At 58.9% G+C, this 24,819-nt stretch carries 19 protein-coding genes; 9 read left to right on the forward strand and 10 right to left on the reverse strand.

All coding sequences use genetic code 11. The annotated features are described in order from the left end of the window. The 5 genes from AC4FIA_RS01420 to AC4FIA_RS01440 all read right to left on the reverse strand — a co-directional run bounded on the left by AC4FIA_RS01420 (position 1) and on the right by AC4FIA_RS01440 (position 6,375). Positions 1-1,176 carry an ABC transporter permease gene (locus AC4FIA_RS01420; protein WP_103910507.1) on the reverse strand — a complete coding sequence of 392 codons (1,176 nt, stop codon included), beginning with the start codon at positions 1,174-1,176 and terminating at the stop codon, positions 1-3. 4 nt (positions 1,177-1,180) lie between these two features. Further along, positions 1,181-2,824, reverse strand: a complete 1,644-nt coding sequence (locus AC4FIA_RS01425; protein ID WP_490364424.1) for an ABC transporter permease — start codon at positions 2,822-2,824, stop codon at positions 1,181-1,183. Between the two features lie 92 nt (positions 2,825-2,916). Continuing rightward, the gene (locus AC4FIA_RS01430; RefSeq protein ID WP_103910509.1) at positions 2,917-4,035 is read right to left on the reverse strand and encodes an extracellular solute-binding protein; all 1,119 of its coding nucleotides are present in this window, start codon (positions 4,033-4,035) and stop codon (positions 2,917-2,919) included. A 121-nt stretch (positions 4,036-4,156) separates the two neighbouring features. Continuing rightward, entirely contained in the window at positions 4,157-5,260 is a 1,104-nt protein-coding gene (locus tag AC4FIA_RS01435) for an ABC transporter ATP-binding protein (RefSeq protein WP_103910510.1), read from the reverse strand. Between the two features lie 332 nt (positions 5,261-5,592). Then, the gene (locus tag AC4FIA_RS01440; RefSeq protein WP_490364425.1) at positions 5,593-6,375 is read right to left on the reverse strand and encodes an MBL fold metallo-hydrolase; all 783 of its coding nucleotides are present in this window, start codon (positions 6,373-6,375) and stop codon (positions 5,593-5,595) included. Between the two features lie 177 nt (positions 6,376-6,552). On the opposite strand from AC4FIA_RS01440, the gene AC4FIA_RS01445 reads away from it, so the two are divergent. Next, complete coding sequence (locus AC4FIA_RS01445) at positions 6,553-7,212, forward strand: ABC transporter ATP-binding protein (RefSeq protein WP_103910512.1); 660 nt, start codon at positions 6,553-6,555, stop codon at positions 7,210-7,212. After that, positions 7,190-8,920, forward strand: a complete 1,731-nt coding sequence (locus AC4FIA_RS01450) for a KpsE/RkpR family capsule polysaccharide export protein (protein WP_490364426.1) — start codon at positions 7,190-7,192, stop codon at positions 8,918-8,920. Before AC4FIA_RS01445 ends, AC4FIA_RS01450 begins: the two co-directional genes overlap by 23 nt. 32 nt (positions 8,921-8,952) lie before the next feature. Here the strand turns inward: AC4FIA_RS01450 and AC4FIA_RS01455 are convergent, their stop codons facing one another. Continuing rightward, complete coding sequence (locus AC4FIA_RS01455; RefSeq protein WP_490364427.1) at positions 8,953-9,993, reverse strand: NAD(P)/FAD-dependent oxidoreductase; 1,041 nt, start codon at positions 9,991-9,993, stop codon at positions 8,953-8,955. 50 nt (positions 9,994-10,043) lie between these two features. On the opposite strand from AC4FIA_RS01455, the gene mnmC2 reads away from it, so the two are divergent. Together mnmC2 and AC4FIA_RS01465 are read left to right on the forward strand one after the other, a co-directional pair. Then, on the forward strand, positions 10,044-10,718 hold the full coding sequence (gene mnmC2 / locus AC4FIA_RS01460; RefSeq protein WP_490364428.1) for a tRNA (5-methylaminomethyl-2-thiouridine)(34)-methyltransferase MnmC2: 675 nt from the start codon (positions 10,044-10,046) through the stop codon (positions 10,716-10,718). Further along, positions 10,715-11,581 carry a DMT family transporter gene (locus AC4FIA_RS01465; protein WP_490364429.1) on the forward strand — a complete coding sequence of 289 codons (867 nt, stop codon included), beginning with the start codon at positions 10,715-10,717 and terminating at the stop codon, positions 11,579-11,581. Before mnmC2 ends, AC4FIA_RS01465 begins: the two co-directional genes overlap by 4 nt. Here the strand turns inward: AC4FIA_RS01465 and AC4FIA_RS01470 are convergent. Beyond that, positions 11,555-13,510, reverse strand: a complete 1,956-nt coding sequence (locus AC4FIA_RS01470) for a lytic transglycosylase domain-containing protein (protein ID WP_490364541.1) — start codon at positions 13,508-13,510, stop codon at positions 11,555-11,557. The genes AC4FIA_RS01465 and AC4FIA_RS01470 overlap by 27 nt on opposite strands. Positions 13,511-13,643: 133 nt before the next feature. Between AC4FIA_RS01470 and dapA the strand changes: the two genes are divergently transcribed. Further along, positions 13,644-14,519 carry a 4-hydroxy-tetrahydrodipicolinate synthase gene (dapA, locus tag AC4FIA_RS01475; RefSeq protein ID WP_103910517.1) on the forward strand — a complete coding sequence of 292 codons (876 nt, stop codon included), beginning with the start codon at positions 13,644-13,646 and terminating at the stop codon, positions 14,517-14,519. A 98-nt stretch (positions 14,520-14,617) separates the two neighbouring features. Here the strand turns inward: dapA and AC4FIA_RS01480 are convergent, their stop codons facing one another. Genes AC4FIA_RS01480 through AC4FIA_RS01490 form a run of 3 tightly spaced genes read right to left on the reverse strand, consistent with a single transcriptional unit; the run spans position 14,618 to position 17,530 of the window. Next, positions 14,618-15,760 carry a saccharopine dehydrogenase family protein gene (locus tag AC4FIA_RS01480; RefSeq protein WP_490364430.1) on the reverse strand — a complete coding sequence of 381 codons (1,143 nt, stop codon included), beginning with the start codon at positions 15,758-15,760 and terminating at the stop codon, positions 14,618-14,620. Next, positions 15,757-16,818, reverse strand: a complete 1,062-nt coding sequence (locus AC4FIA_RS01485; protein WP_490364431.1) for a saccharopine dehydrogenase — start codon at positions 16,816-16,818, stop codon at positions 15,757-15,759. Before AC4FIA_RS01485 ends, AC4FIA_RS01480 begins: the two co-directional genes overlap by 4 nt. A gap of 52 nt (positions 16,819-16,870) precedes the next feature. Beyond that, positions 16,871-17,530 carry a histidine phosphatase family protein gene (locus AC4FIA_RS01490; RefSeq protein WP_490364432.1) on the reverse strand — a complete coding sequence of 220 codons (660 nt, stop codon included), beginning with the start codon at positions 17,528-17,530 and terminating at the stop codon, positions 16,871-16,873. Between the two features lie 250 nt (positions 17,531-17,780). On the opposite strand from AC4FIA_RS01490, the gene fdhF reads away from it, so the two are divergent. The 4 genes from fdhF to AC4FIA_RS01510 all read left to right on the forward strand — a co-directional run bounded on the left by fdhF (position 17,781) and on the right by AC4FIA_RS01510 (position 24,815). Then, positions 17,781-20,570, forward strand: coding sequence for a formate dehydrogenase subunit alpha (gene fdhF / locus AC4FIA_RS01495; RefSeq protein WP_490364433.1), 2,790 nt, complete (start codon positions 17,781-17,783; stop codon positions 20,568-20,570). Between the two features lie 399 nt (positions 20,571-20,969). Next, positions 20,970-22,946: an AMP-binding protein gene (locus AC4FIA_RS01500; RefSeq protein ID WP_490364434.1), complete on the forward strand. Its 1,977-nt coding sequence runs from the start codon at positions 20,970-20,972 to the stop codon at positions 22,944-22,946. Positions 22,947-23,091: 145 nt separating this feature from the next. After that, the gene (locus AC4FIA_RS01505) at positions 23,092-23,847 is read left to right on the forward strand and encodes an ABC transporter ATP-binding protein (protein WP_103909423.1); all 756 of its coding nucleotides are present in this window, start codon (positions 23,092-23,094) and stop codon (positions 23,845-23,847) included. 17 nt (positions 23,848-23,864) lie between these two features. After that, positions 23,865-24,815 carry a branched-chain amino acid ABC transporter permease gene (locus AC4FIA_RS01510; RefSeq protein ID WP_103909235.1) on the forward strand — a complete coding sequence of 317 codons (951 nt, stop codon included), beginning with the start codon at positions 23,865-23,867 and terminating at the stop codon, positions 24,813-24,815. Positions 24,816-24,819 lie beyond the last annotated feature (4 nt).

Consider the following 24,819-nt stretch of genomic DNA (forward strand, 5'->3'; position numbering starts at 1 on the left):
TCAGCTGGGCGACATGCCCCGCAGTCTTTCCGAACGACGGCGCAGCATTTCCACCGTTGCCAGCAAGCAGATCGAGATACCGACAAGGATCGTCGCCGCCGCCAGAATGGTGGGCGAGATCTGTTCACGCAGACCGGTGAACATCTGCCACGGCAGCGTTTGCAGCTTGGCCGAACCGATGAAGATGACCACAACCACTTCGTCGAACGATGTGATGAAGGCGAACAGACCGCCCGAAATCACGCCCGGCAGGATCAGCGGCATCTGCACACGGAAGAACGTCGTGATCGGACCCGCGCCCATGTTCGCCGCCGCACGTGTCAGCGACCGATCAAAGCCGACCAGCGTGGCTGTCACGGTGATAATGACGAACGGGATACCCAGAACCGCGTGGGCCAGAATGACGCCCGGCAAAGTACCGACAATGCCGATCTTCGAGTAGAAGAAATACATGCCCGTGGCCGAGATGATCAGCGGAACAATCATCGGCGAAATCAGGATCGCCATAATCGCACGACGGCCCGGAACGTGGCTCTGGCTCAGGCCGATGGCCGCCAGCGTGCCCAGCGACACCGACAGGATCGTCGCGATTGGCGCAATGATCAGCGAGTTCTTGACCGCGTTGGTCCATTCGGGGTTCGTCAGGAAGTCACGGTAGTGCTTCAGCGAATAGCCCTCGGGGTCCAGACGCAGCATTTCCGGCGTGAAGGTAAAGAAGTCTTCGGCGTTGAACGACAGCGGCATGACCACAATGATCGGCGTGATCAGGAACACCAGAATGGCGCCGACGATCACACGGAAGGTGTAGTGCCACAGAACCTGACCGCTGGTCAGATAGGGCGGCAGCGGGCCACGATAGCGACCGCGACCGATCCAGTAGATGAACCAGCCAAGGAACCAGCCGAACAGACCGGCAACGATAAGGCCGGACAGGCCCGCCACCAGAAAGCCGCCGACGGCGAACAGGATGATCGACGCCCAGCGCATTTCGCGTTCGCGCTGTTTCGGCATCACGTTCAAGGCCACATAGGCAAGAGCCGCGCAGATCAGGGCAACCAGCGGCACAGCCACGAAGGTCGTGCCAAGGCCTGCGTCGATGAAGAAGCCGAAGATGGCCCCCGCCAAAGCAAGTGTTGGCAGGGTCAGGCTTAGGGGTTTGTCATAGATAGGTGTCATTGGCTTACCCCAGCTTCACGTTATCGATGCCGACGATCTTGTCGTAGACGTAGTAGAGCAACAGAACCACACCCAAGAGGATCGTACCCAGCGCAGCCGCCAAGCCCCAGTTGAGCGAGGACGAAATGTGGTAGGCGATCCGGTTCGAGATGAACGTACCTGTCGTACCACCCACGATTTCCGGCGTGATGTAGTAACCGATGGCCAGAATGAACACGAGGATCGACCCAGCGCCGATGCCCGGCACCGACTGCGGGAAGTATACCCGCCAGAACGCTGTCCAGTTGGTTGCCCCAAGGCTTTTGGCGGCGCGCAGATAGGACGGCGGGATGGTCTGCATCACGGAATACAGCGGGAGGATCATAAACGGCAGCAGGATGTGCGTCATGGCGATGATCGTACCCAGCTGGTTGTTGATCATCACAAGGCGCGATTCATCGGCGACCAGACCCATCCAGACCAACACATCGTTGATCACACCTTGTTGCTGCAACATGACCTTCCATGCGGATGTCCGCACCAGAAGCGATGTCCAGAAAGGCAGCAGAACAAGGATCATCAAAAGGTTCGCTGTGCGCGACGGCAGGTTCGCCAACAGCCACGCCACCGGATAGCCCAGCAGGATACAGCTGAAGGTGATGACCAGCGACATGAACATGGTGCGCTTGAACAGGGTGAAGTAAATCTGTTCGTCCTCGTCGCGCATCTGCGGGCCGTCGACGGTTTTCTGCATGTCGATGGCGTTCAGGAAATAACCGTTGGTGTAGGCGGGCGAATACATCTGGATCGTGGTCCAGACCTCGCGGCTGCCCCAGTCTTCGTCGATTTCGATGAAGCCGTCTTTGAAGCTAACGGTTTCGAAACCCGCGACAGCGGCGTCAGCGGTCTTCAGCATTTCGGCCTGCGGGCCTGTGTAGCCCGACACATCCGCCGCCATCAGATCCTGATAAAGCGCGGTGTGGACAACGCCCCACGGCTCTTCTTTCAGCAGGCTCTTTTCGTCTTCGTTGATGGTGAACTTGGCAAACTCGCCATAGATCTCAGCGGTCTTCGGCAGAAGATCGGCGATACCCGGAGCAAGCTTGAACGCAGGCAGGCGATCGCCTTTTTCCCAACCTTCCATCTTGGCGACCCAATCGGGTGCGCCCATCAGTTGGGCCCAAGGCTCGGCCTCGTCCCAGTTTTTGTCCAGATCATCAAACTGGTCGAAATACACATCGGAAATGTCATCAACCTTGCGGCCAGACTGGCGCATAAGGGACGACATACCGGTCATTTCATAGTTCAGACGCGTCCCCAAACGGGTGTGCAGCTTACGCTCCTGAGCAAGGAAAAAGTCATAAAACAGCGCCTCGAACACCGGTTCATCCGGCGAGTCGCTGGTATCTGCGTCCCAATCGGCCAGCGCGTTGGTCGTGCGCGGCAGCGTTTCGGACACGATCTGGTTTTCGACCGACCGGAACAGCATGTCCGCGATCGGGGCTACGAAGCTGACCAGAACAAAGATCAACAACGGTGCGATCAGCAAGAGCGCGCGCAGTTTCTGACGACGCAGGGCACGAGCCAGTGATTTCTTCAGGGGGGTGCCGTCTGCGGCCAGCATCGGTCCGCTTTGGGCTGTCTCTGTTGGGGCGCTGGTGTCGCTCATCTTGGTCCCACCGTTTCGGTTTTTATTGGTTTGTTAGGTCACAAACTTTGGGTCGGAAGGGCCAGTATGGCCCTTCCGGAAGTCAAACCGGCTTATTGTGCCAGCCACGCCTGGAATTTGGCGTCGATGTCGTCGCGGTAGTCCGCCCAGAACTCGTAGTTATACAGGAATGTGTTCTTCGAGTTTTCGGGGTCTGTCGGCATGTGCGGCGCCATTTCGATGCCGAGTTCCGCGTGTGTGGAAACCAGCGGAGCCGAGGATGCGCGTGCCGGGCCGTACGAGATGTACTTGGCCTGGTCTGCCAGACGCTGTGTGTCTGTCGCGAATTTCACGAAGTCTTTCGCACGTGCCAGACGGTCTTCGGGCAGACCTGCCGGAATGATCCAGCCGTCAAGGTCGAACACCTGAGCGTCCCACATCATGCCGATCGGCTGCTTCTGCTCTTCGATCGCTGCGAACAGACGGCCGTTGTATGTCGAGCCGATGAAGACTTCGCCGTCAGCCAGAAGCTGCGGTGTGTCCGCGCCGGCGTTCCACCAGATGACGCTGTCTTTGATGGTGTCCAGCTTGGCCAGCGCCTGGTCCTGACCTTCGTCAGTCGCCAGAACGTCATACACGTCTGCTTTTGCTACGCCGTCACAGAGCAGCGCCCATTCCATGTTGTTGATCGGACGCTTTTCCAGGGCGCGCTTGCCCGGGTATGTTTCCAGATCGAACACATCACAGATCTGCGAAGGTGCTGCTGCGCCTTCGGGAACCATGTCTGTGCGGTAGCCGAATGTTGTGGAGTAAACGATCTGCGGGATGAAGCAGTCGGAAACCAGCAGGTCGCCGAAGTCGTCTTCTGCAGATGTGCCATCAGGTGCAGCTGCCAGATCTTCGTCCGGATCGATTTCCAGAGCCAGACCTTCGTCGCACAGACGGATCGCGTCTGCCGCAACAACGTCAACAACGTCCCATGTGACGTTGCCCGCTTCGTTCATCGCGCGCAGCTTCGCAACCGCTTCGGCCGAGCTTTCGTCCCAAGTGGATGTGACGCCTTCGTTCATTGCCAGATAGGGCTCGACATAAGCGTTCTGCTGGCTGGACTGGTAGGCACCACCCCAGGACACAAGCGTCATGCTGTCTGCCATGCCGTGGCCTGCCGCGTAGGCAGTTGCGCCAGCGGCAACCAGAGCTGTCGAAGCTAGAAGTGTCTTTGAGAGTTTCATTTCATTCTCCCTAGTACCCGTTTGAGATTTTGAGGGGTCTGCGCCACGGGTTTGACGCCGGACCCTCATCGTGACCCTTCGCGAACCGGTGGAACCGGTCGCGTCGGGATACCTGTTTATCTTAAATCGCGTCCAAGGCGCGGCAATCTTCCGGTAGCCAGCCGATCTCGATCTGCTGTCCGGGTTCCAAACGAACCTGATCCGGTGCGTTCCGCGTCTTGATGATGAAATCTTCGTTGCCAGCGACGCGCAGACGCGTGCGGAAGATGTCGCCCATATAGATGAATTCAAGCACTTCGGCCTTCAGAAGGTGTGCGCCTTCCTGCAGACGATCCTTGTTGAATTCGACACGTTCAGGACGGATCGACACGCGGGTGCGTTCGCCTTCGGCAGATACGTTCACCGGAAGGGCATCGATCAGTTCGCCGTTGTCCAGACGGACCTCGCAATGGTTGCCCGAGATCTTGGTGACAGTGCCTTCCAGCGTGTTGTTCTCACCGATGAACTGCGCAACGAAGCTGTTCTGCGGCTTTTCATACAACTCGTCTGGCGGGGCCAACTGCTGGATCCGGCCATCGTCAAACACGGCAACGCGGTCCGACATGGTCAGCGCTTCTGTCTGGTCGTGGGTCACGTAGACCACGGTGATGCCCAGTTCGTGCGCAAGGTTTGTGATTTCGAACTGCAGCGTTTCGCGCAGCTGTTTGTCCAAAGCGCCCAGCGGTTCGTCCATCAGGACCAGTTCGGGTTCGAACACCAGCGCACGAGCCAGCGCGATCCGCTGCTGCTGACCACCAGACATTTGCGCAGGGCGACGGCCGCCAAAGGCCCCCATCTGCACCATATCCAGCGCGCGTTTGACCTTGGCCTCGCGTTCGGACTTGCCGATCTTGCGCACCTCAAGCGGGAAGCTGAGGTTTTCGGCAACGGTCATGTGCGGGAAAAGCGCGTAGTTCTGGAACACCATCCCGATGCCGCGTTTGTGCGGAGGAATGTTGTTGATCGATACGCCGTCCAGTTTGATTTCGCCGTATGTCGCGGTTTCAAAGCCTGCCAGCATCATAAGACATGTCGTCTTACCGGACCCTGACGGCCCAAGCATTGTCAGAAACTCGCCCTTGGGCATCGAAAGGTTAAGATCTTTGACGACCAGATTCTCGCCGTCATAACTCTTTTGCACTCGTTCAAACGCAACGAATGCGTCGGTCTCAGCCGTATCCGCCAATCTCTTGGCTCCCTGTTTTTGTTTCGCGATTTATTCGCTCTATTGCCCAAGACTAAAGCGCGTGCCCGTCAGTGTTGCAACTATTTAGGCAAGAATTGCTGGATCATTGCGCAAACAAGGGAAATTCGAACAGAAAAGCGAAGCATCGCAGGTCAAAAACGACACTCAGCTACCAGAGGCGGCCACTTGTCCCGAGTCGGTTTTGACTGCTTTTTGATCAAAAACCACAAATGTAACCCAACCATGACGCGCATCATTCCGGAATCGAACCCCATAAAAGCGTGACGCCCCGCGAACGGAGCGCCACCTGGAGGAAAAAGATTCGGGGTGGGTTAGCCCAGACCGCCCGGATACCAGCCACCGATTTTGACCTCGGCATCGGTGACCATCTCGGCAAACGCCTTGGGGTCCTGTGTGCCGCCATCACGACCACGGAAGTGGTAGGGGTAGACGACCTTGGGCTGGAACGTGTTCACCGCATCGGCAGCAGCGGTCGCATCCATTGTGAACGGCAGGTTCATACAGACAAATGCCATGTCGATATTTTCCAGCGCGCGCATTTCGGCCGTGTCTTCGGTATCGCCGGACACGTAGATGCGGAAACCGTCGAACGTCATGACATAGCCGTTGTCACGCCCCTGCGGGTGAAATTTTTCGCGGCCTTCGGTGATGTTATACGCGGGGATCGCATCAAAAGTGACGCCTTCCCAATCCGTTGCCGCGCCATTGGCAACGCTGGTTGCACGCGATTTCAGGTTCTCGGGCAGCTTTTCATACACAGCCGGGTTCACGATGATCGGCGTCGTATCCGATGAAATCGCCGTTAACGTATCGGCATTATAGTGATCGCCATGTTCATGGGTAATCACAATCAGATCGGGATCCGGCATGTCATCATAGAGCGACGGATCACCGACGGTATCGACGTAGATAACACCTTTGGGCGTTTCCAGAACGATGGACGCATGTTCGACCGGATGCACAACAAACATTCCTGCATCGGTTTCAAAGCTGTCAGCGCCATGCGCGGCAGCACGCACTGCGTGCGGCAAAACGATGGTTCCGGCAACAGCGGCAGTACTTGTAATAACAAAGTGACGACGAGAGAGGTTCATGGATACAATCCTTTGCTATAATTCTTGGACTAGGCACAGTTAGTGCAGGTCAGCGCAGAAGCAATCGCCGCAATTCGTGGTCTTTGTTTCGAAAACCGGTCATAATCTGACCAAAATCTAACTCTAGAGACAAAGAGACTGGTCAAATGGCCAGATAAGGTAGCAGCAGGGCCTAGCATGCTTGAGTTCGAGAACGTCAGTAAGTCCTTTTGGACGGGATCACACCACAAAGTGATCTTGGATCGCGCGACTTTCCGCGTCGATCTGGGCGAGTCTTTGGGCATTCTGGCGCCGAACGGTACGGGCAAAACCACGCTTGTGCGTATGATGTGCGGCCTGGAAAAACCCGACGAAGGCGAAATTCGCCGCAATTGCCGGATCTCCTTTCCTCTGGGGTTCATGGGCGGCGTTGTGAACCGACTGTCGGCCCGCGAAAACGCCCGCTACATCGCACGGCTTTATGGTCTGGACCCTGATTACGTCGAAGCCTTCTGTCGCTGGCTTTGCGATCTGGGCGAATACTTTGACCAGCCTTTGGGCGTTTATTCGTCCGGTATGAAGGCGCGTTTCACCTTTGCGCTGCTCCTTGCGCTCGATTTCGACATGTATCTGGTGGATGAGGGCATGCCCAATTCGACAGACGTCGAGTTCAATAAAAAAGCAGGGGATCTGCTGGCGGACCGGTTGGAGAAATCCACACTGATCATCGTGTCACACCAGGCAGAAATCCTTGAGAAGTTTGTTAAAAAGGCAGCGGTCCTATCGGGCGGACACCTGCATATGTTCGATTCTCTAGAAGAGGCGAAGCAGTTATATGACTACGAAACCCAAAGCTAAGAAGTTCCGCATCCGGCGCAGCACGCCCGCGGACGCGGGTGAACCACAAGCTGCTACGCCGACCACGGCGCCCCAAACGCCCCGCAGCTCTGCGGCAAGCGCGATTGATCAGGCGAATGTCGCATCGCCCACTCAGGTCGCCTCGGAAAGCGCGATCGACGCGATCCGCGCCGAGGGTCTGACAGGCCGCCAGTTGCGCATGGCGCGCCGCGTGGCCCAACGCCACGGGCTGTCGCCCACATCCGATTTCGACGCGGTCCGCCTGCTGCGGGCCCAAGGCATTGATCCGTTCCAGCAGGGCAACGCGCTGGAACTGGTGGTGGGTGATCCGAAAAAACCCGCCCAACCGGCCGCCGCCCCCGCCGGTCAGCCGCAGGCACCGAAACGTACCAGCGTGGCAGGTGCCGCTGCAGCCGCCGTGGCCGCGAACCTGCAACATCAGCAACAGCAACCCGGCGCACAGCAGGCACAACAACCGCCGCAGGGTGCCGTCCAATTGCCGCAAAGAATCGCCACTGAAAAGCAGATGCTGCCTTCGACCGACACGATGAGCCCGTCCGAGCGACGCGCCATCGAGATCATGAAGGTACAGAAGGACATCGCGAAACGCCGCCGCACCCGCTTGATGCTGCTGCTGACGCGTCTGGCGTTCTTCGTCATGCTGCCAACGATCATTGCGGGCTACTACTTCTATGCCGTCGCGACCCCGATGTATGCGACCAAGTCCGAATTCCTGATCCTGAAGAACGACTCGGCCGGTGGCGGCATGGGTGGTCTTCTGACAGGCACCCAGTTCGCCACGAACCAGGATGCGATTGCGGTGCAGTCCTATCTGACCTCGAAGGATGCGATGCTGCGACTGGATTCCGATCTTGGCTTCCGCAGCCACTTTGCCGATCCGTCCATCGACCCGATCCAGCGTCTGGAAGAGGATTCGTCGAACGAAGAGGCCTATAAGGTTTATAAAAAGCGCGTTCAGATCGGCTATGATCCGACAGAAGGCGTCGTGAAAATGGAGGTCGCAGCCGCCGACCCCGAAATCGCCGCCGAATTCAGCCGCGTGTTGATCAGCTACGCAGAAGAGCGTGTAGACAACCTGTCGCTGCGCAAACGATCCAACGCTGTGGTCGACGCAGAAGAAGGTCTGATCGAGGCCGAAGCCGCCCGTCGCGAAGCGCAGGAAAAACTGGTTCGCCTGCAAAACGAAGGCACCATCATCGACCCCGAAGCCAAGATCGGCGCGTTGCGTGGACAGATCAACAACATCGAAATCCAGCTTCAGGAAAAAGAGCTTCAGCTGCAGGCCCTGCTGGACAACCAGCGCCCGAACCAAAGCCGTGTTGACGGTGCCCGTGGCGATATCCGTCGCCTTGAAGCTATGCTTCAGCAACTGAATAATGAAATGACGTCGGCCACAGTAGGCGAGGATTCACTGGCGGAAATAGCCGTGCGTATCCAATTGGCGCAGGCCGACCTTGCGACACGCGATATGATGCTGCAAGCCGCGCTGGAGCGTCTGGAAACGGCCCGCGCCGACGCCACAAGCCAAGCGCGCTACCTGACGACGTCGGTTGTGCCGGTTGCCTCCGAAGACCCCGCCTATCCGCGTAAGTTCGAGAATACGATTTTGTCGTTCCTGATCTTCTCGGGTCTGTATCTGCTGTTCTCGCTGACAGCATCGATCCTGCGGGAACAGGTGTCTAACTAAGGCTTATTGCCTTCGCAAAACGGGTCGTGGCCTTAGATCGAGGCTGCGACCCGAAAGCTTTCTGGAATGGCGTCGCGGCCGTCCAGCAGCAGATCGGCCATGACCTTTGACACTTTCGGCGCCATGCCAAAACCGATCTTGAACCCGCCATTCACAATGAAATGCCCGTCGCGATCCGGCCAAGCGCCCAGCATCGGCGCGCGGGATTTGGCGCGGGGCCGCACCCCTGCCCAGCGTTCGATTACAGGGGCATCAGCGAGTTCTGGCAGTGCCGCGATAGCGCGATCAATCAGCGTATCGCACTGATCGTCCGTCGCGGTTGGACTATCGAACTCCCGTTCACTGGTTGAACCGATGGCAACCGTTCCGTCGGCATGGGGCACGATGTGCAGACCATCGACAAACAACTGCGGTGCGTCGGGTGCCGCGTATTCAAAAAGCACTGCCTGCCCCTTAATCCCCGCGCCGACGTTTTTGCCGACCCATTGGTTCAGATCCAACAACCCCTGCCAGCCGGTGGCCCAGACGACCAGCCCTTCGTCCGGCGCGTCCGTGACAACCTCGCGGCCCTTGGCCTGCAAAGCCGCGACCAAAGCTGCGCAGGCGCGGCGTGGGTGCATGCGGGCGGTCAGGGTGTCGTGGATCAGCAGGCCGGACGGTGTGGCGGGCGCAAATGAGCCCGCAGCTTCCAACGGCACAACGTCCCACGCCGCACGACCTTTCCACAGGGACTGGGCATTCACGCCCCGTTGCTGCGCAAGACCTTCAGCCGCCGCATCCGCGACGGGTTGCAAACGCCCTGTCCGGCCATAGCCGGACGACACACCGCCTGCGGCCTCGACCCCGGCCCAAAAACCTTCGGCCATCAGCAGGCTCTCCAGCTGAAATTCCTTTTTGTCGTTCCAGTTTTCCGGCACGTGCGGGGCCAGTGCCCCCACGATCCCGCCGGACGATCCGGCCCCTGCGCCGAACGGATCGACCACGCGCACAGACGCCCCGCGCATCACACAGGCCCAAGCCACCGAGAGGCCGAAAATTCCTGCCCCGCGAACTGTGATGTCGATCCTTGCCATTCCCGTTTTTCCGTCGCAGTGTCCACCTGACCCAACTAAGGCTTTCAGGCATGGACGACCAGACACCTCTTGACTGGCGCGACGGACGCGTGCCGGTTTCGACCCGTTTTGATGACCCGTATTATTCGCTGGATAACGGTCTGGCGGAAACCCAGTACGTGTTTCTGGCGGGGAATGGTCTGCCTAAGCGGTTTACGGATGGTTTCCAGATTGCCGAACTGGGGTTTGGCACGGGGCTGAACCTGTTGGCCGCGCTGAAGTTGTGGCGTGACAGCGGGCAAAGCGGCCAGATGCGGTTCACGACGTTTGAACTCTATCCCCTTGCCGCCTCCGACATGATCCGCGCGCAGGCCGAATTCCCTGAGGTGGCCGATATCGCCGCTGAGCTCGCCCCGTTCTGGGAACAGGGCGCGACGGACATCGACCTGCCCGACCTGCAATTCCGGATGATCACAGGCGATGCGCGACAGACGTTGCCAAAATGGGCCGGTCAGGCCGATGCGTGGTTTCTGGACGGCTTCGCACCTGCGAAAAACCCTGAACTTTGGGAACCCGATCTGATGGCCGAGGTTGGGCAACACACCGCCCCCGATGGCACCGCTGCCACCTACTCTGCCGCAGGCGCCATCCGCCGCGCGCTTGAGGCGGGTGGCTTTACCGTTGACCGCATTCCAGGATTTGGCCGCAAACGCCATATGACCGTCGCCCGAAAGGCCCCCGCATGACACGCAACGACACACGCACCGGTATCTGGCTGATGGTCGTCACGACCTTCATTTTCGCCATGCAGGACGGCATCTCGCGCCACTTGGCCGAGGCGTATAACACCTACATGGTCATCATGATCCGTTACTGGTTCTTTGCTGCGTTCGTGATCGGCATCGCGCGGCTTCAGGCCGGGTCGATCAAAAAGGCCGCCGCCACGACCCAGCCGCTGGTTCAGGGCTTCCGCGCCGCGATCCTTGCGCTTGAGGTGTTGGTGATGGTGCAGGGCTTTGTCTATCTCGGGCTAGTGGAAAGCCACGCAGTTTTCGCCTGTTACCCGCTGTTGATCGCCGCCCTGTCGGGCCCCGTTCTGGGCGAATATGTGGGCTGGCGTAGATGGGCCGCGATTGGTGTGGGCTTCATCGGGGTGATCATCATTCTGCAACCCTCGGGCGGTGTGTTTTCACCCTACGCCGCGATTCCCCTGCTAGCAGCTTTCATGTTCGCGCTGTACGGCCTGTTGAACCGCTATGTGGCGCGGAAGGACAGCGCCGCCACCACGTTCTTTTGGACGGGCGTTGTTGGCGCGGTCGTCACCACCGCGATCGGCATCTGGCATTGGGAACCCATGAGCCAGACAGACTGGATGTGGATGGGCGTGTTGTGCCTGACCGCGTCCTTGGCCCACTGGACCCTGATCAAAGCCTATGAGGCCGCCGAGGCCAGCGCTGTTCAGCCCTTTGCGTTCCTCCAACTGGTCTTTGCCTCTGCACTGGGTGTGACTGTGTTTGGCGACACGATCCGCACGAATGTGGTTCTGGGCGCTGTCATCATTGTCAGCGCGGGCCTCTTCACGCTATGGCGCGCGCGGCAAAAGGGTTGATCCGACCAACTCTTTGGAAAACGGGATAGGCAGGGGATCACGGCCCAACCGTGCTCGGTAGATGGGCAGGCTTTCGGCAACCCGCATCACATAGTTGCGGGTTTCGTCGAACGGGATCGTTTCAATCCAGTCGATCACGTCGATCTGGCCTTTGCGCGGATCGCCATATAGCTCCATCCAACGCTCAGGCCGTGATGGGCCAGCATTATATCCCGCCGACATCATCACGACGTTTCCGTTAAAATCCTCGGCCAGTTTTGCCAGATAGGCAGAGCCCAGTTCCGCATTGTATTCTGGATCGCTCGTCAGTCTGGACAGTTCATAATCCTTGCCCAACCAGCCCGAAACGGCCTCGGCCGTGCGCGGCATCAACTGCATCAGACCACGCGCACCGGCGTGCGAGATCACCTTGGGGTCAAATTCGGATTCCCGCCGCGCGATGGCCAGCACCATTTCGGTCGGGATCGGGAAATTCCGGTCAATCAGCGGATGCAGCGCATAGTAGGAGGCATGCATTTCCATCCCCACCTGCGCCGCGCGTTTGCCCAGCATGACCTGCACATGGGGCCGTTCGAAATCCGCCAGCATCCGGCCCATTTGCCCGATCTGAGTCCGATCCAGCGACTCGGCCAGATGCGTCAGAAACCGTTCACCAAGGTCCAGTTCATCCGACGCCAACAGCAGAACCGCCGCCTGATAGACCGAAGACTTCAACCATTCCGCATCTTTCCAATCGGGAAACTCCTCATTCCCCGCCAAACGCGGATCCACGTCCATTCCCGCCTTTTCCGCAGCAAGCAGTCCGTAGAACGATGTCTGATACGCGCCACCGAATTCATAGGCCTGCTGCGCGGCCTGTACGTTGCCAGCGGCCTCTTCCGCGCGACCGATCCAATACCCCGCGCGCCCCAGTGAAATCGGCGTATCCACGGCCAACAGCTGATTGCGGAAATGCTCGACCGCCTTTTTCGGCTCTTTCAGGAACCGCAGAGCGATATAGCCCGACAGCCACTCCAACTCTGCGAAATCCGAGCCCTCGGTCAGGAAATGGGTCGAGGCAATTTTGTACGCCTCCTGATGGCGCCCGTCGCGCATGGCTTCACGCGTCAGATCGCGGCGCGGGTTGCCCCATGCCCAAGGCTCTTTCAGGCTTTCGGCGGATGTGGACCGTTCCAGCAACAGCTCAACCGCATCCGCTGTACGACGCTTGGCCAAACGCCACGCAAACCGATCACGCGCCAACCCCGCATCATCTTGCAAGGCGGCGGGAACGGCTTCGATAAAACTGTCCACCCCTGCCGCCTCGGATTGCAGGGCAAGCCGCGCCTCGGCCAAGGCCCGTTCACCGTCAGATACCAAAGGCAACATGGCCCGCGCGTTGGATGACCAGCGTTTCCAAAGCGCCATATCCAGACGCGCCGCGTGGTGCGGCTTCAGCAATGTGCTGTGATCCGCCAGAAACGCGGCGTGTTCATCCGACGACAGCGCCAGTGTCCTCCACGCCAGAACGATCTCGGCCTCAGCCTCGCCTCCACGCCCTGCGGCCTGCAACGCCCGCGCATAGCTGAGCGCGCCTGTTCCTGTCTGCGGGCCTTGTTCGGCAAAAAACGCGCGCACCGCATCATGTGATGCCTCGACAATCGCCGCTTCGCTTTTCTCACGCAGATAAGGCATCCCCGGCCAATCAGGATTACGCGTCACAAAATCGATCAACTGCCGCGCATCGCCATGACCCGCGCGCAACCAATGCCAGAGAATCAGATCAAGCCCGACCTGCCCGTCCCCCCGCGCGGTGATCATGGCTGCGGTCCAGTTGCCGTCGCGCATTTCGTCCATTGCGGTCGCAAGCGGCCTGTCCTGAGCTGCAGTCCCGAATGGCAAGGCAAACAGCACACAGCAGAGGGCGATCTTGGCAAAGACGCGATACATGATCTTGCATTTTCCCGTTTGAAACACGATAGACACGCGTTGGAACATATCCTTTGCGCCAGCCGATACAAATCAACTCGGCGGGATTATGCAAAGAGCCACCACGAACGTGTGAAAATGAAAGGAGCGTGTCATGTTCAAAGGGTCAATGCCTGCACTGGTCACGCCGTTTAAAGACGGCGCAGTGGATTTTGACACGCTTAAACGTCTGGTTGACTGGCACGTCGATCAGGGCTCGCACGGTCTGGTGCCGGTAGGAACAACGGGCGAAAGCCCGACGCTGACCCACTCCGAACACGAAGCCGTCGTTGATACCGTGGTCAAAGCCGCAGCTGGGCGCATCCCTGTCATCGCAGGCGCGGGCTCGAACAACACAGCCGAAGCGCTGCGTTTTGTGCATCACGCGCAGAACGTCGGTGCAGACGGCGCGCTGGTCGTGACACCCTACTACAACAAGCCGACGCAAGCGGGCCTGTATGAACACTTCCGCATGCTTCATGACGAAAGCAATATTCCGATCATCATCTACAACATCCCGGGTCGCTCGGCTGTGGATATGACACCGGAAACCATGGGCAAACTGGCCCAGCTGCCGCGCATCGCAGGCGTCAAGGATGCCACCGGCGATCTGGCCCGTGTCTGCGCCCAGCGCATCACCTGCGGTCTGGACTTCATTCAGGTCTCTGGCGAAGACGCCACGGCGCACGGCTTCAACGCCCAAGGCGGCACAGGCTGCATCTCGGTCACCGCAAACGTGGCCCCTGCGCTCTGCTCGCAAATGCAAGAGGCCTGCCTTGCCGGCGACTACGCCACAGCGCTCAAACTCCAAGACCGTCTGATGCCGCTGCATCAGGCCATCTTCACCGAACCGGGTGTCAGCGGCGCGAAATACGCCATGAGCCTCTTGGATCTTTGCGAAGACAGCGTGCGCCTGCCGCTGATGCCGCTGACCGATCCGACCAAGGACAAAATCCAGGCTGCCCTGCGCCACGCAGGCCTGCTGAACTAAAACAAAACGGCCCGCGGATCACCCCGGGCCGTTTTTCGTTTCAGGCTTTCATCTGTCCCGAAATACTCCGGGGGCACGGGGGCAGCGCCCCCGCCTCGTCAGCCCAGATGATCCACCTTTTCCAAATGCTGCGCCAATCCTGACACCGCCGCGATCCAGTCCGAGACCTGCTCTGATGCCTCTGGCGCGGCGTGGACGCCTGCGGCAAACCGGCCGTCCAACACGTCACGCACCGCCATTGCAACAGGCATCGACACCAGCCGCGCCATCGCCGATCCGCGTTCGTCGCCCCATGCGTCCATGACATAGGTCTGGTGCCATGTGGTCGAGTCGCCTTCTTTCGCTTCCAGCGACACGCACATCACAACCCGATCCGGTTCGCCATCGTCATAGGCGTGATCATTCCAAAGCTGCTCCGACATCTCGCGCAGGCGCGCTTCGCCTTCGGGGCCGGACAGCGTTTCAATCTCGTCGAACAGAGGCTTCCACGCATCCGCCCAGCCATCCAGACGCAGGGTGCCGCGAACGAAATCCCTGATGGTCCACGCCGGATCAAAGTTATAGGCCGCAATGAACGGCAGGCTGTCGCGGTTCGGGTAGACTTCGAACTCTTCTGCCTCTGGCAACGGCGCCTCGTAGCGGGACAGGGCATTCCATGGGCGGTCGACATTCCATTCCTCGAACGCCTTGATCGACTTGGACGGCGATTTCAGCGCACGCAGCACGCCAAGGGGCGACCAGCTGAATTTATAGCGGAAGTCGTTGGCAACCTTCGGCACCCCACCACAGTAGGAGGTGAAGCTGAGCGCCGTATCTTCGCTATGCACCCCTGACGCGCGATAGGCCGCGACCAGATCGTGGGCGAACAGGTGGTCGATACCGGGATCAAGGCCGACCTCGTTTACCAACGACAGCTCCAGTTCCTTGGCCTTGGCATCCAGCGCCTGCATCTCGGGCGAGATGTAAGAGGACGATACGAAATGCGCGCCCTTGGAAAGCGCCAGTTCGGCCAAGGGCACATGCATGTCGGCAGGCAGCATCGACACGATGACATCGCCGGCAGTCAGCTCAGCGGTCAGCGCCTCGACAGTAAACGCAGCGATCCGGTCGGTCAGATCGCCCGCGGCCTCTTGGGCCTTGGGCACGGTTCTGTTCCAGACCATCACGTCTTGGTCGTCTTCGATCAGCTTCCGCAAACCGGGGATCGCCGACAGGCCGGTTCCGCACCAATGGATTGTCATGCTGTCACCTTTCCAATGTGGTCTTCAAACAGGTCTTTCGCGCGCGCCCAAACACCTTGGTCCAGCCGGTCGAGTGTGGACAGATGCGGCAGCAACTGACCTGCGAAATCATCCGAGCTTTCGGCAGGCAGCAGCGACGGCAGGTTGTCGATGGCGGTCACATCCAGAACCGGATCATCACAAACGCGCAGCGCAGGGTCAGCCCAGCTTGTGGTGCGGTCATAGACCTTGATCGGGCTGAAATCGCTGTCGGGATCACAGGCGATATCGCCGATGACCGACAGTTTGCGATCAGCTGTCAGCGCGTCGGCGGGCACAAACACCGGTGTGCCGGGACGTGCCAGAATACAGTTCAGGAACACGTCATGTTGCAGGATTTCAGGGAACGGCCCGCCGCTGGCAGTTTCGGCCATGTCCCAACGGGTCACGTCAACACCCATCGCCGTACACAGATCAGACGCGCCCGTACCGACACGGCCCAGCGCACCGATGACGATTGCATTGGGTCGCGCAACACCGCAGGCGTCCAGACGTGCGGACAGGTCTGCTTTCAACGCATCAGAGGACGCATAAGTACTGACCGGTCCCGCGATGCCGCCCTGTTTTTGCGCAGCCCAGCACATAAGCGACACAGCCGCACCGGCATAACCCGCCCAATAGCCGAACGCCGCGACACGTCGGCCGTCGGGGTCTGTCAGATATTCCAGATCATAAAGCATGCCGCCGCCTGCCTTGAACCGCTTCAACAGACGCTGACCGGCGGGTTGGCCCTTGTAGGCGTGACCGAACAGAATGTGCCGGTGGCGCAGAGGCGTGTCCTCTTCGGGAAGTTCTTTCAGACCGAAGATGATCGCATCCTCGGGCGCGGCGGGCCAAGACGCCTCTGGCACGATGGTCGCACCAGCATCGCGATAGCCGTCAATCGGAATGGCGCGCTGGCTGCCTTCTTCGACCGTAAGGGTAAAGCCGTTATCAATCAGGCTTTTGGCACCTTCCGGTGTCAGGCCAACACGTTCTTCATTCGGGCGGGTTTCGGCGCGCAGCCAGAGATGCGTCATCGCAGCGATCCTTTCGGTCTTTTGCGGGACGCTAACGCGGTTCGTCCTGGGCTTAAAGATGTGTTCTGGACAGTCTTCGTTCGGGGCTGTCCAGATGCGGACATGCATTGAACTGAACCGGTGCCAGCGCCGAGGGGAATTTCTGCAGACGGTGCACGGACGTGTTTTCAATCGACAAACACAGATGGGCCATCGCCTCAAGATCCAGACGCATCGTGACCATCATCGCCATGCCAATCAGCCCGCCGGATGTAACGACCAGAGCTGGCCCTTCGCCTTCGGAAATCTCGGCCAATGCATCCTGCGTACGATTGCGGAAATCATCGAAACTTTCCGGCGCACCTTCGATTTTGCCATCCCGCCAATGGGCGAACATTTTCGGCAGGTGACGCACGAATTCTTCCCGCTCACCCGGCAGGGGCACATTGTGCTGTTCTTCGAAAAGCGTGGCGAGGGTAAAGTATTCGACCTCGTTCAGGCGTTCATCAACGACCGGTTCGCTGGTAAATTCCAGATCCATCGCCTGCAGCGTCTGGCGATGCCGCAGCAACGTACCGGAATAGGCACGGGCATAACGTTCGTTGGAATTGCGGAAGTAACCGCCAAGCCACGCCGCCTGCTGATGGCCAAGATCGCTCAGCCGGTCATAGCTGGCTTCGTCACGCGCAGTCGTGTTTGCCTGACCGTGGCGGACTAGGGTGATCTGGGACATGGGCCTGCTCCTGTTTTGCGGATTGGGTAGCCGCTGGGCTGACAGATGAAAAGTGAAATTGCGGTAACGCCGCGCCACGAACCCGATTTCCGCACCCCACCCCGATACGCACCCCAACCGCCCCATTTCTTGCGTTTTGACGCCTATAGGAAACACCGACGCCGTGTTTTCTAGTCAAGGAGTCGGAATTGCGCCTGAATACGAAGGCATGCGATTGTATTTCTAGCCCGAGATTTAGGGAGGCATTGCCATGTCCGACACCATCCGTTTCATCCTTGATGGAGAAGAAGTTGAAGCCCAGAAGGGCGACACCATTTGGGAAGTTGCGAACGGTCGCGGCCTGAAAATCCCGCACCTGTGCCACCGCCCCGAGCCCGGTTATCGCCCCGATGGCAACTGCCGTGCCTGCATGGTCGAGATCGAAGGCGAACGCACGCTGGCCGCGTCCTGTATCCGTGAACCGCAGGAAGGCATGGTTGTCACCACGCAGTCGAACCGCGCTAAAACCGCGCGCAAGATGGTGATGGAGCTGTTGGTCGCTGACCAGCCTGAACGCGAAGTCGCGCATGACAAATCCTCGCACTTCTGGGATATGGCCGATCTTAACGGCGTCACCGAAAGCCGTTTTCCGTCGATGGATGCCGAACGCATTCCGCTGTTGGATGACAGCCACGTCGCGATGCGCGTGAACCTCGATGCCTGTATCCAGTGTAACCTCTGCGTCCGCGCCTGCCGCGAAGTTCAGGTCAACGATGTGATCGGTATGGCGGATCGCGGCCACGATGCGTTTCCTGTGTTCGATCTGGATGACCCGATGGGGGCCTCCAGCTGTGTGGCCTGTGGCGAATGCGTTCAGGCATGCCCCACTGGCGCGCTGATGCCTGCCAGCATTCTGGACGATCAGCAGCAAGGCGACCGCAACGATTTCGACAGCGAAGTCAATTCGATCTGCCCGTTCTGCGGCGTGGGTTGTCAGGTGTCGATCAAGGTCAAGGACGACAAGGTCGCCTATGTCGAGGGCATCAACGGCCCGTCGAACGAAGGCCGCCTGTGCGTGAAAGGTCGTTTCGGCTTTGACTATATTCACCACGGCCACCGCCTGACCAAACCGCTGATCCGCCGTGACGATGCCCCGGAAAAGGGTCTGAACGTCGATCCGTCCAACCCCTGGACGCACTTCCGCGAAGCGACGTGGGAAGAGGCGCTGGATTTCGCCGCCAAAGGTCTGGTCGATCTACGCTCTTACTATGGCGGCAAATCTGTTGCCGGTTTCGGTTCGGCCAAGTGTACGAACGAAGAAGCCTATCTGTTCCAGAAACTGATCCGTCAGGGGTTCAAACACAACAACGTCGACCACTGTACACGCCTGTGCCACGCGTCGTCCGTTGCGGCGCTGATGGAAAACGTGGGCTCGGGCGCTGTGACCGCCAGCTTTAACGAGATCGAAAACGCTGACGTGGCTATCGTGATCGGGGCCAACCCGACCGAAAACCACCCCGTTGCCGCAACCTACTTCAAACAGTTCACAAAACGCGGTGGTGAGCTGATCATCATGGACCCCCGCGGCCAGAACGGTCTGAAGCGACACGCGGCCTATAACCTGCAGTTCCGTCCGGGGATGGACGTGGCGCTTTTGAACGCGATCATGAACGTGATCGTCGAAGAAAAGCTGTACGACCGTCAGTATATCGAGGGCTTCACCGAAGGCTTCTTCGAATTCCGCGAACACATCCGCGCCTTCACGCCCGAGCGTATGGCCGAGATTTGCGGCATTGACGCCGAAACGATCCGGAGCGTTGCGCGCACCTTTGCTGATGCCCGCGCTGCCATGATCTTCTGGGGCATGGGTGTGTCGCAACACGTCCACGGCACAGACAATTCGCGCTGCCTGATCTCTCTGGCGCTGCTGTGCGGTCACGTTGGCCGACCGGGCACAGGTCTGCACCCGCTACGTGGTCAGAACAACGTGCAAGGTGCGTCTGACGCAGGTCTGATCCCTCACGTGATGCCCGACTATCAGTCGGTGGCAGACCGTGAAGTCCGTGATCTGTTCCGCCACATCTGGCGCGGCACCGAGATCGAGGAAACACCGGGCCTGACCGTGGTCGAGATCATGGACCGTGTCTATCGCGGCGAAATCCGTGGCATGTATGTGCTGGGTGAAAACCCCGCCATGTCCGACCCCGATGTGGATCACGCCCGTAAGGCGCTGGCCAAGCTGGATCACCTTGTGGTGCAGGATATCTTCCTGACCGAAACCGCGAACTACGCGGATGTGATACTGCCCGCCTCGGCGCTGCCGGAAAAATCGGGCACAGTGACCAATACCAACCGTCAGGTTCAGATGGTCCGCCGTGCTGTCCCGACACCGGGCGAGGCCCGCGAGGATTGGGAAATCGTCGTCGAGCTGGCCCGCCGCATCGGTCTGGACTGGGATTACGACGATCCGCGCGAAGTGTTCGACGAAATGAAGATGTCGATGCGGTCGCTGCACCACATCACATGGAAACGTCTGGAAACCGAAAGCTCGGTCACATACCCGTGCAACGGCCCCGAAGATCCGGGTCAGGCGGTTGTGTTCGGCGATGGCTTCCCGCGTCGTGCTGGCCGCGCCAAGTTCACCCCTGCCCGCGTGACCCCGCCTGCCGAGGCACCGGACAAGGATTTCCCGATGGTTCTGACCACGGGCCGTCAACTTGAACATTGGCACACAGGGTCGATGACCCGCCGCGCCACGGTTCTGGATGCTGTCGAACCCGAGGCAAACTGTTCGATCCACCCCGCAACGCTGCGCCAGATGGGCGTCGAGGCAGGTGGCCGCGTGCGTCTGACCACACGCCGTGGCAGTGTCGAGATCATGGCCCGCGCGGATCGCAACGTGGCACCCGATATGGTGTTCCTGCCCTTCGCCTATGTCGAAGCGGCAGCCAACATCCTGACCAACGCCGCGCTAGACCCCTTCGGCAAAATTCCCGAGTTCAAATACTCGGCTGTGCGCGTAGAAGCGGCGGACCAGCCAGCACGGGTTGCGGCGGAATAAATTCTGTAAAATCAGAACACTTTAACGGCGCGACCCAGGTTGCGCCGTTTTCTTTTGCCCAACGCGGACCCGCGCAAAGACCCTGCTGCCCGCGAAACACCCCGCATCATTTCGAGGAATCAACAGCCGTGCGTTTGACGGGTCGCCGGTGAAACACGCCGCGTATGCCCCGTTTTTGAACAAATTGCCGCAGCGTCAACAATGACTTAACCACCTGATAAAAAACAATTCTGCCTTTTTTCAAAGACCAAATTTTTTAAGGCGTGAACGCAGGGCTTGACCAAAAAAGAAACGAGCGTTCATATACGTTGGCTACCATCGCAAAGATGGACCGCGCGAGGAGGGCGCGGAGCACAATAAAAATGTTCGCTCTGTAAGAGCGTCCGGGAGGAATAGATTTTGTCGACAAGCCTAAAGGGCGCAGAGGGTCTGCGCTCTATCCCTGACTTATTGCGTCGAAACAAGCAGGCCTTTGGCTCTGCTCCGGCCTATCGAGAAAAAGAATTTGGCATTTGGCAGACCTGGTCATGGTCTGAAACCGCCGATGAAATCGAAGCAGTTGCGCTGGGTTTGCTGGAATTTGGTGTCAATGAAGGTGACTTCATTGCCGTCATCGGCCGCAACCGCCCGCAACTGTACGGGGCCATGGTCGCCGCGCAGATGGTCGGCGCGATCCCAGTACCGCTGTACCAAGACGCTGTTGCCGAAGAGATGGCCTATGTGCTGGATCACTGCGGCGCGCGGTTCGTCTTTGCCGAGGATCAGGAGCAGGTCGACAAGGTCATCGACATCCAGGATCGCCTGCCCGCGTTCGAGCGGATGATCTACCTCGATCCCCGTGGCCTACGGAAATATGATCACAGCGCGCTGAACAAATACGACGATGTTGTCGCATCGGGCCGTGCTGCACGTGGCACGCTGGGTGCCGAACTGGAACGTCGCATCGCCGCGCTGGATTACGACACCACCTGCGTGATGCTGTACACCTCGGGCACAACCGGTAAGCCCAAGGGCGTTGTTCTGTCCAACCGCAACATCATCGAAACGGCCAAAGCGTCGTCTGAATTCGATGGCCTGCGTCAGACAGACTCTGTTCTGGCCTATCTGCCGATGGCATGGGTTGGTGACTTCATCTTCTCGATCGGTCAGGCCTATTGGACGGGCTTCTGCGTAAACTGCCCCGAAAGCGCCGACACAATGATGACGGACCTGCGTGAAATCGCGCCGTCCTACTATTTCGCGCCGCCGCGGGTTTTCGAAAACCAGCTGACGCAGATTATGATCCGGATGGAAGATGCGGGCCCGTTCAAAAAGCGCATGTTCAAATACTTCATGGATCACGCGCGCAAAGTCGGGCCGAAGATTCTTGATGGGGAATCTGTCGGCCTGATGGACCGGCTGAAATACGCGCTTGGCGAGTTCATGGTCTATGGCCCGCTGAAAAACGCGCTTGGCTTTTCGAACGTCCGCGTGGGTTACACAGCGGGTGAAGCCATCGGCCCCGAAATCTTTGATTTCTACCGCTCGCTCGGCATCAACCTGAAACAGCTGTACGGCCAGACCGAAGCTTCGGTGTTCATCACCCAGCAGCCGGATGGCGAGGTGCGTTCCGACACCGTGGGCGTTCCGTCCCCCGGCGTGGAAATCCGCATCAACGAAAATGGCGAGGTGTTCTACCGCTCGGCCGGTGTGTTCGTCGAATACTACAAGAACGCCGAAAGCACGGCTGACACCAAAGACGCAGAAGGTTGGGTTGCAACAGGCGACGCGGGCTTTATCGAAGAAGACACGGGTCACCTGCGCATCATCGACCGCGCAAAGGACGTTGGCAAAATGGCTTCGGGTGCCCTGTTCGCGCCGAAGTACGTTGAAAACAAGCTCAAGTTCTATCCGAACATCCTTGAAGCGGTTGTTTTCGGCGCCGGTCAGGACCGTTGCTGTGCCTTCATCAACATTGACCTGACAGCGGTTGGCAACTGGGCGGAACGCAACAACATCGCCTATGCGTCCTATCAGGAACTGGCAGGCCACCCGAAGGTGCTGGACATGATCCAGAGCCACGTGGAAGAGGTCAACGCCAGCGTCGCGCAGGATGACATGCTATCGGCCTGTCAGGTGCATCGCTTCCTTGTTCTGCACAAAGAACTGGATGCAGATGACGGCGAACTGACCCGCACCCGCAAAGTGCGCCGCAAGATCATCGGTGAAAAGTTCGAGGACCTTGTGAACGCTCTCTATGGCGGGGCGTACAGCATCTATACCGAAACCGAAGTGACCTACGAAGACGGGCGCAAAGGCAAAATCACAGCGACACTCTCGATCCGCGACGCGAACGTCGTTCCGGTCGAGATCAAACCGCTGGAGGCCGCCGAATGAGTTTCCGCACGTGCTGCGCATCTGCGCCAGCCCGCCCGTTTTACCAGTGGTCCCAGACTGAAATTCAAGAAAAGCAGGGGGTGTCTTTGTGAAGGATACCGAAGGCTATGTAACCGAAGACGGACGCCAGATCGGCGGCGTCTTGATGGAGATGCAGAACATCACGCTGCGATTTGGTGGCGTTGTTGCGATCAACGACATTTCGTTCGACATCCGTGAAGGTGAAATTCGCGCCATCATCGGCCCGAACGGCGCTGGCAAATCGTCGATGCTGAACATCATTTCGGGGTTCTACACCCCGTCCGAAGGTCAGTTGATCTACAAAGGATCGCCGCGCCCGCAGATGAAACCCTATGAGGTCGCCCGCATGGGCGTTGCGCGGACGTTCCAGAACATCGCCTTGTTCGAAGGCATGACCGTGCTGGACAACGTCATGACGGGCCGTCTGACCCATATGAAATCCGGCATCCTGTCCCAGGCCGTATGGTGGGGCAAGGCGCGGGACGAAGAGCTGGCGAACCGTGAAGTCGTTGAAAAGGTTATCGACTTTTTGGAAATTCAGAACATCCGCAAAACGCCGGTGGGCCGCCTGCCCTATGGTTTGAAAAAGCGCGTGGAACTGGCCCGCGCTTTGGCTGCGGAACCATCGCTTTTGCTGCTGGACGAACCCATGGCCGGCATGAACGTCGAAGAGAAAGAGGACATGTCCCGCTTTATCCTCGATGTGAATGACGAATTCGGCACGACCATCGCGCTGATCGAACACGACATGGGCGTGGTCATGGACCTGTCCGACCGCGTGGTCGTCATGGATTACGGCAAGAAAATCGGAGACGGCACCCCCGACGAGGTGCGCAACAACCAAGATGTGATCGACGCCTACCTTGGCGTGGCGCATTGATCGGAGGCTTTCTCGAGATGTACAAATATACGATCGAACCGTTTCAGGAAATGTTCGCAGCGCCGGACTTTCTGTTGCAGGTGCTTTGGGAAGGTCTGGTTTCAGGCATCCTTTACGCCCTGATCGCGCTGGGTTTTGTTCTGATCTTCCGCTCAAGCCGGATTTTCAACTTTGCCCAAGGTATCATGGTGGTGTTCGCCGCTCTGACACTGGTCGGCCTGCATGCCATGGGCGTGCCTGCATGGATTAGTGTGGGCCTCACGCTGGTGGTGATGCTGATCCTAGCGATCTCTATTGAACGTGTGGTTCTGCGCCCGCTTGTCGGGCAACCGGATATCATCTTGTTCATGGCCACCATCGGCATCACCCTGTTTCTGATCGGCTTTGGCGAGATCATCTTTGGTGGTGAAAACAAGGTCATGATCACCGAAGAGCTGGGCATCCCCACAGACAGCTTTGTGCTTGAACCATGGGGCGGCCTGCTGATCCTTGAACAGAAAGACATCACCGCTGTGGCCGTTGCCGCGCTGTTGGTGGCTGGACTGCTGCTGTTCCTGAACAAAACCCGTATGGGCCGCGCGATCCGCGCGTTGGGTGACGACCACCAAGCGGCGCTGTCTGTCGGCATCTCGCTTCAGACCATCTGGGTTCTGGTGTGGTTCATCGCCGGTATCATCGCGCTGGTGACAGGTATCGCATGGGGTGCCCGCGCAGGCGTGTCCTTCGCGCTTGAGGTCATTGCCTACAAGGCGCTGCCGGTTCTGATGCTGGGCGGTCTGGAATCGATCACAGGGGCCATCATTGGCGGTCTGATGATCGGGATGCTGGAAAAGCTGTTCGAGATCTACTGGGGCCAGCCATTCCTTGGCGGTAACACCGAAACGTGGTTCGCCTTTGTGCTGGCGCTGATCGTGCTGTTGTTCCGTCCGCAGGGGCTGTTCGGCGAACGTATCATCGAGAGGGTGTAGCGAT

The sequence above is a fragment of the Thalassococcus sp. genome (genome assembly GCF_982780845.1).

What these genes read in the sequence shown, in the direction of transcription:
- dapA (WP_103910517.1), top strand. Translation starts at nt 13,644, where the DNA reads ATGTTCAAAGGGTCAATGCCTGCACTGGTCACGCCGTTTAAAGACGGC.
- AC4FIA_RS01480 (WP_490364430.1), bottom strand. Translation starts at nt 15,760, where the DNA reads ATGACAATCCATTGGTGCGGAACCGGCCTGTCGGCGATCCCCGGTTTG.
- fdhF (WP_490364433.1), top strand. Translation starts at nt 17,781, where the DNA reads ATGTCCGACACCATCCGTTTCATCCTTGATGGAGAAGAAGTTGAAGCC.
- AC4FIA_RS01425 (WP_490364424.1), bottom strand. Translation starts at nt 2,824, where the DNA reads ATGAGCGACACCAGCGCCCCAACAGAGACAGCCCAAAGCGGACCGATG.
- AC4FIA_RS01510 (WP_103909235.1), top strand. Translation starts at nt 23,865, where the DNA reads ATGTACAAATATACGATCGAACCGTTTCAGGAAATGTTCGCAGCGCCG.
- AC4FIA_RS01470 (WP_490364541.1), bottom strand. Translation starts at nt 13,510, where the DNA reads ATGTATCGCGTCTTTGCCAAGATCGCCCTCTGCTGTGTGCTGTTTGCC.
- AC4FIA_RS01490 (WP_490364432.1), bottom strand. Translation starts at nt 17,530, where the DNA reads ATGTCCCAGATCACCCTAGTCCGCCACGGTCAGGCAAACACGACTGCG.
- AC4FIA_RS01485 (WP_490364431.1), bottom strand. Translation starts at nt 16,818, where the DNA reads ATGACGCATCTCTGGCTGCGCGCCGAAACCCGCCCGAATGAAGAACGT.
- AC4FIA_RS01450 (WP_490364426.1), top strand. Translation starts at nt 7,190, where the DNA reads ATGACTACGAAACCCAAAGCTAAGAAGTTCCGCATCCGGCGCAGCACG.
- AC4FIA_RS01430 (WP_103910509.1), bottom strand. Translation starts at nt 4,035, where the DNA reads ATGAAACTCTCAAAGACACTTCTAGCTTCGACAGCTCTGGTTGCCGCT.
- AC4FIA_RS01420 (WP_103910507.1), bottom strand. Translation starts at nt 1,176, where the DNA reads ATGACACCTATCTATGACAAACCCCTAAGCCTGACCCTGCCAACACTT.
- mnmC2 (WP_490364428.1), top strand. Translation starts at nt 10,044, where the DNA reads ATGGACGACCAGACACCTCTTGACTGGCGCGACGGACGCGTGCCGGTT.
- AC4FIA_RS01455 (WP_490364427.1), bottom strand. Translation starts at nt 9,993, where the DNA reads ATGGCAAGGATCGACATCACAGTTCGCGGGGCAGGAATTTTCGGCCTC.
- AC4FIA_RS01505 (WP_103909423.1), top strand. Translation starts at nt 23,092, where the DNA reads ATGGAGATGCAGAACATCACGCTGCGATTTGGTGGCGTTGTTGCGATC.
- AC4FIA_RS01465 (WP_490364429.1), top strand. Translation starts at nt 10,715, where the DNA reads ATGACACGCAACGACACACGCACCGGTATCTGGCTGATGGTCGTCACG.
- AC4FIA_RS01440 (WP_490364425.1), bottom strand. Translation starts at nt 6,375, where the DNA reads ATGAACCTCTCTCGTCGTCACTTTGTTATTACAAGTACTGCCGCTGTT.
- AC4FIA_RS01445 (WP_103910512.1), top strand. Translation starts at nt 6,553, where the DNA reads ATGCTTGAGTTCGAGAACGTCAGTAAGTCCTTTTGGACGGGATCACAC.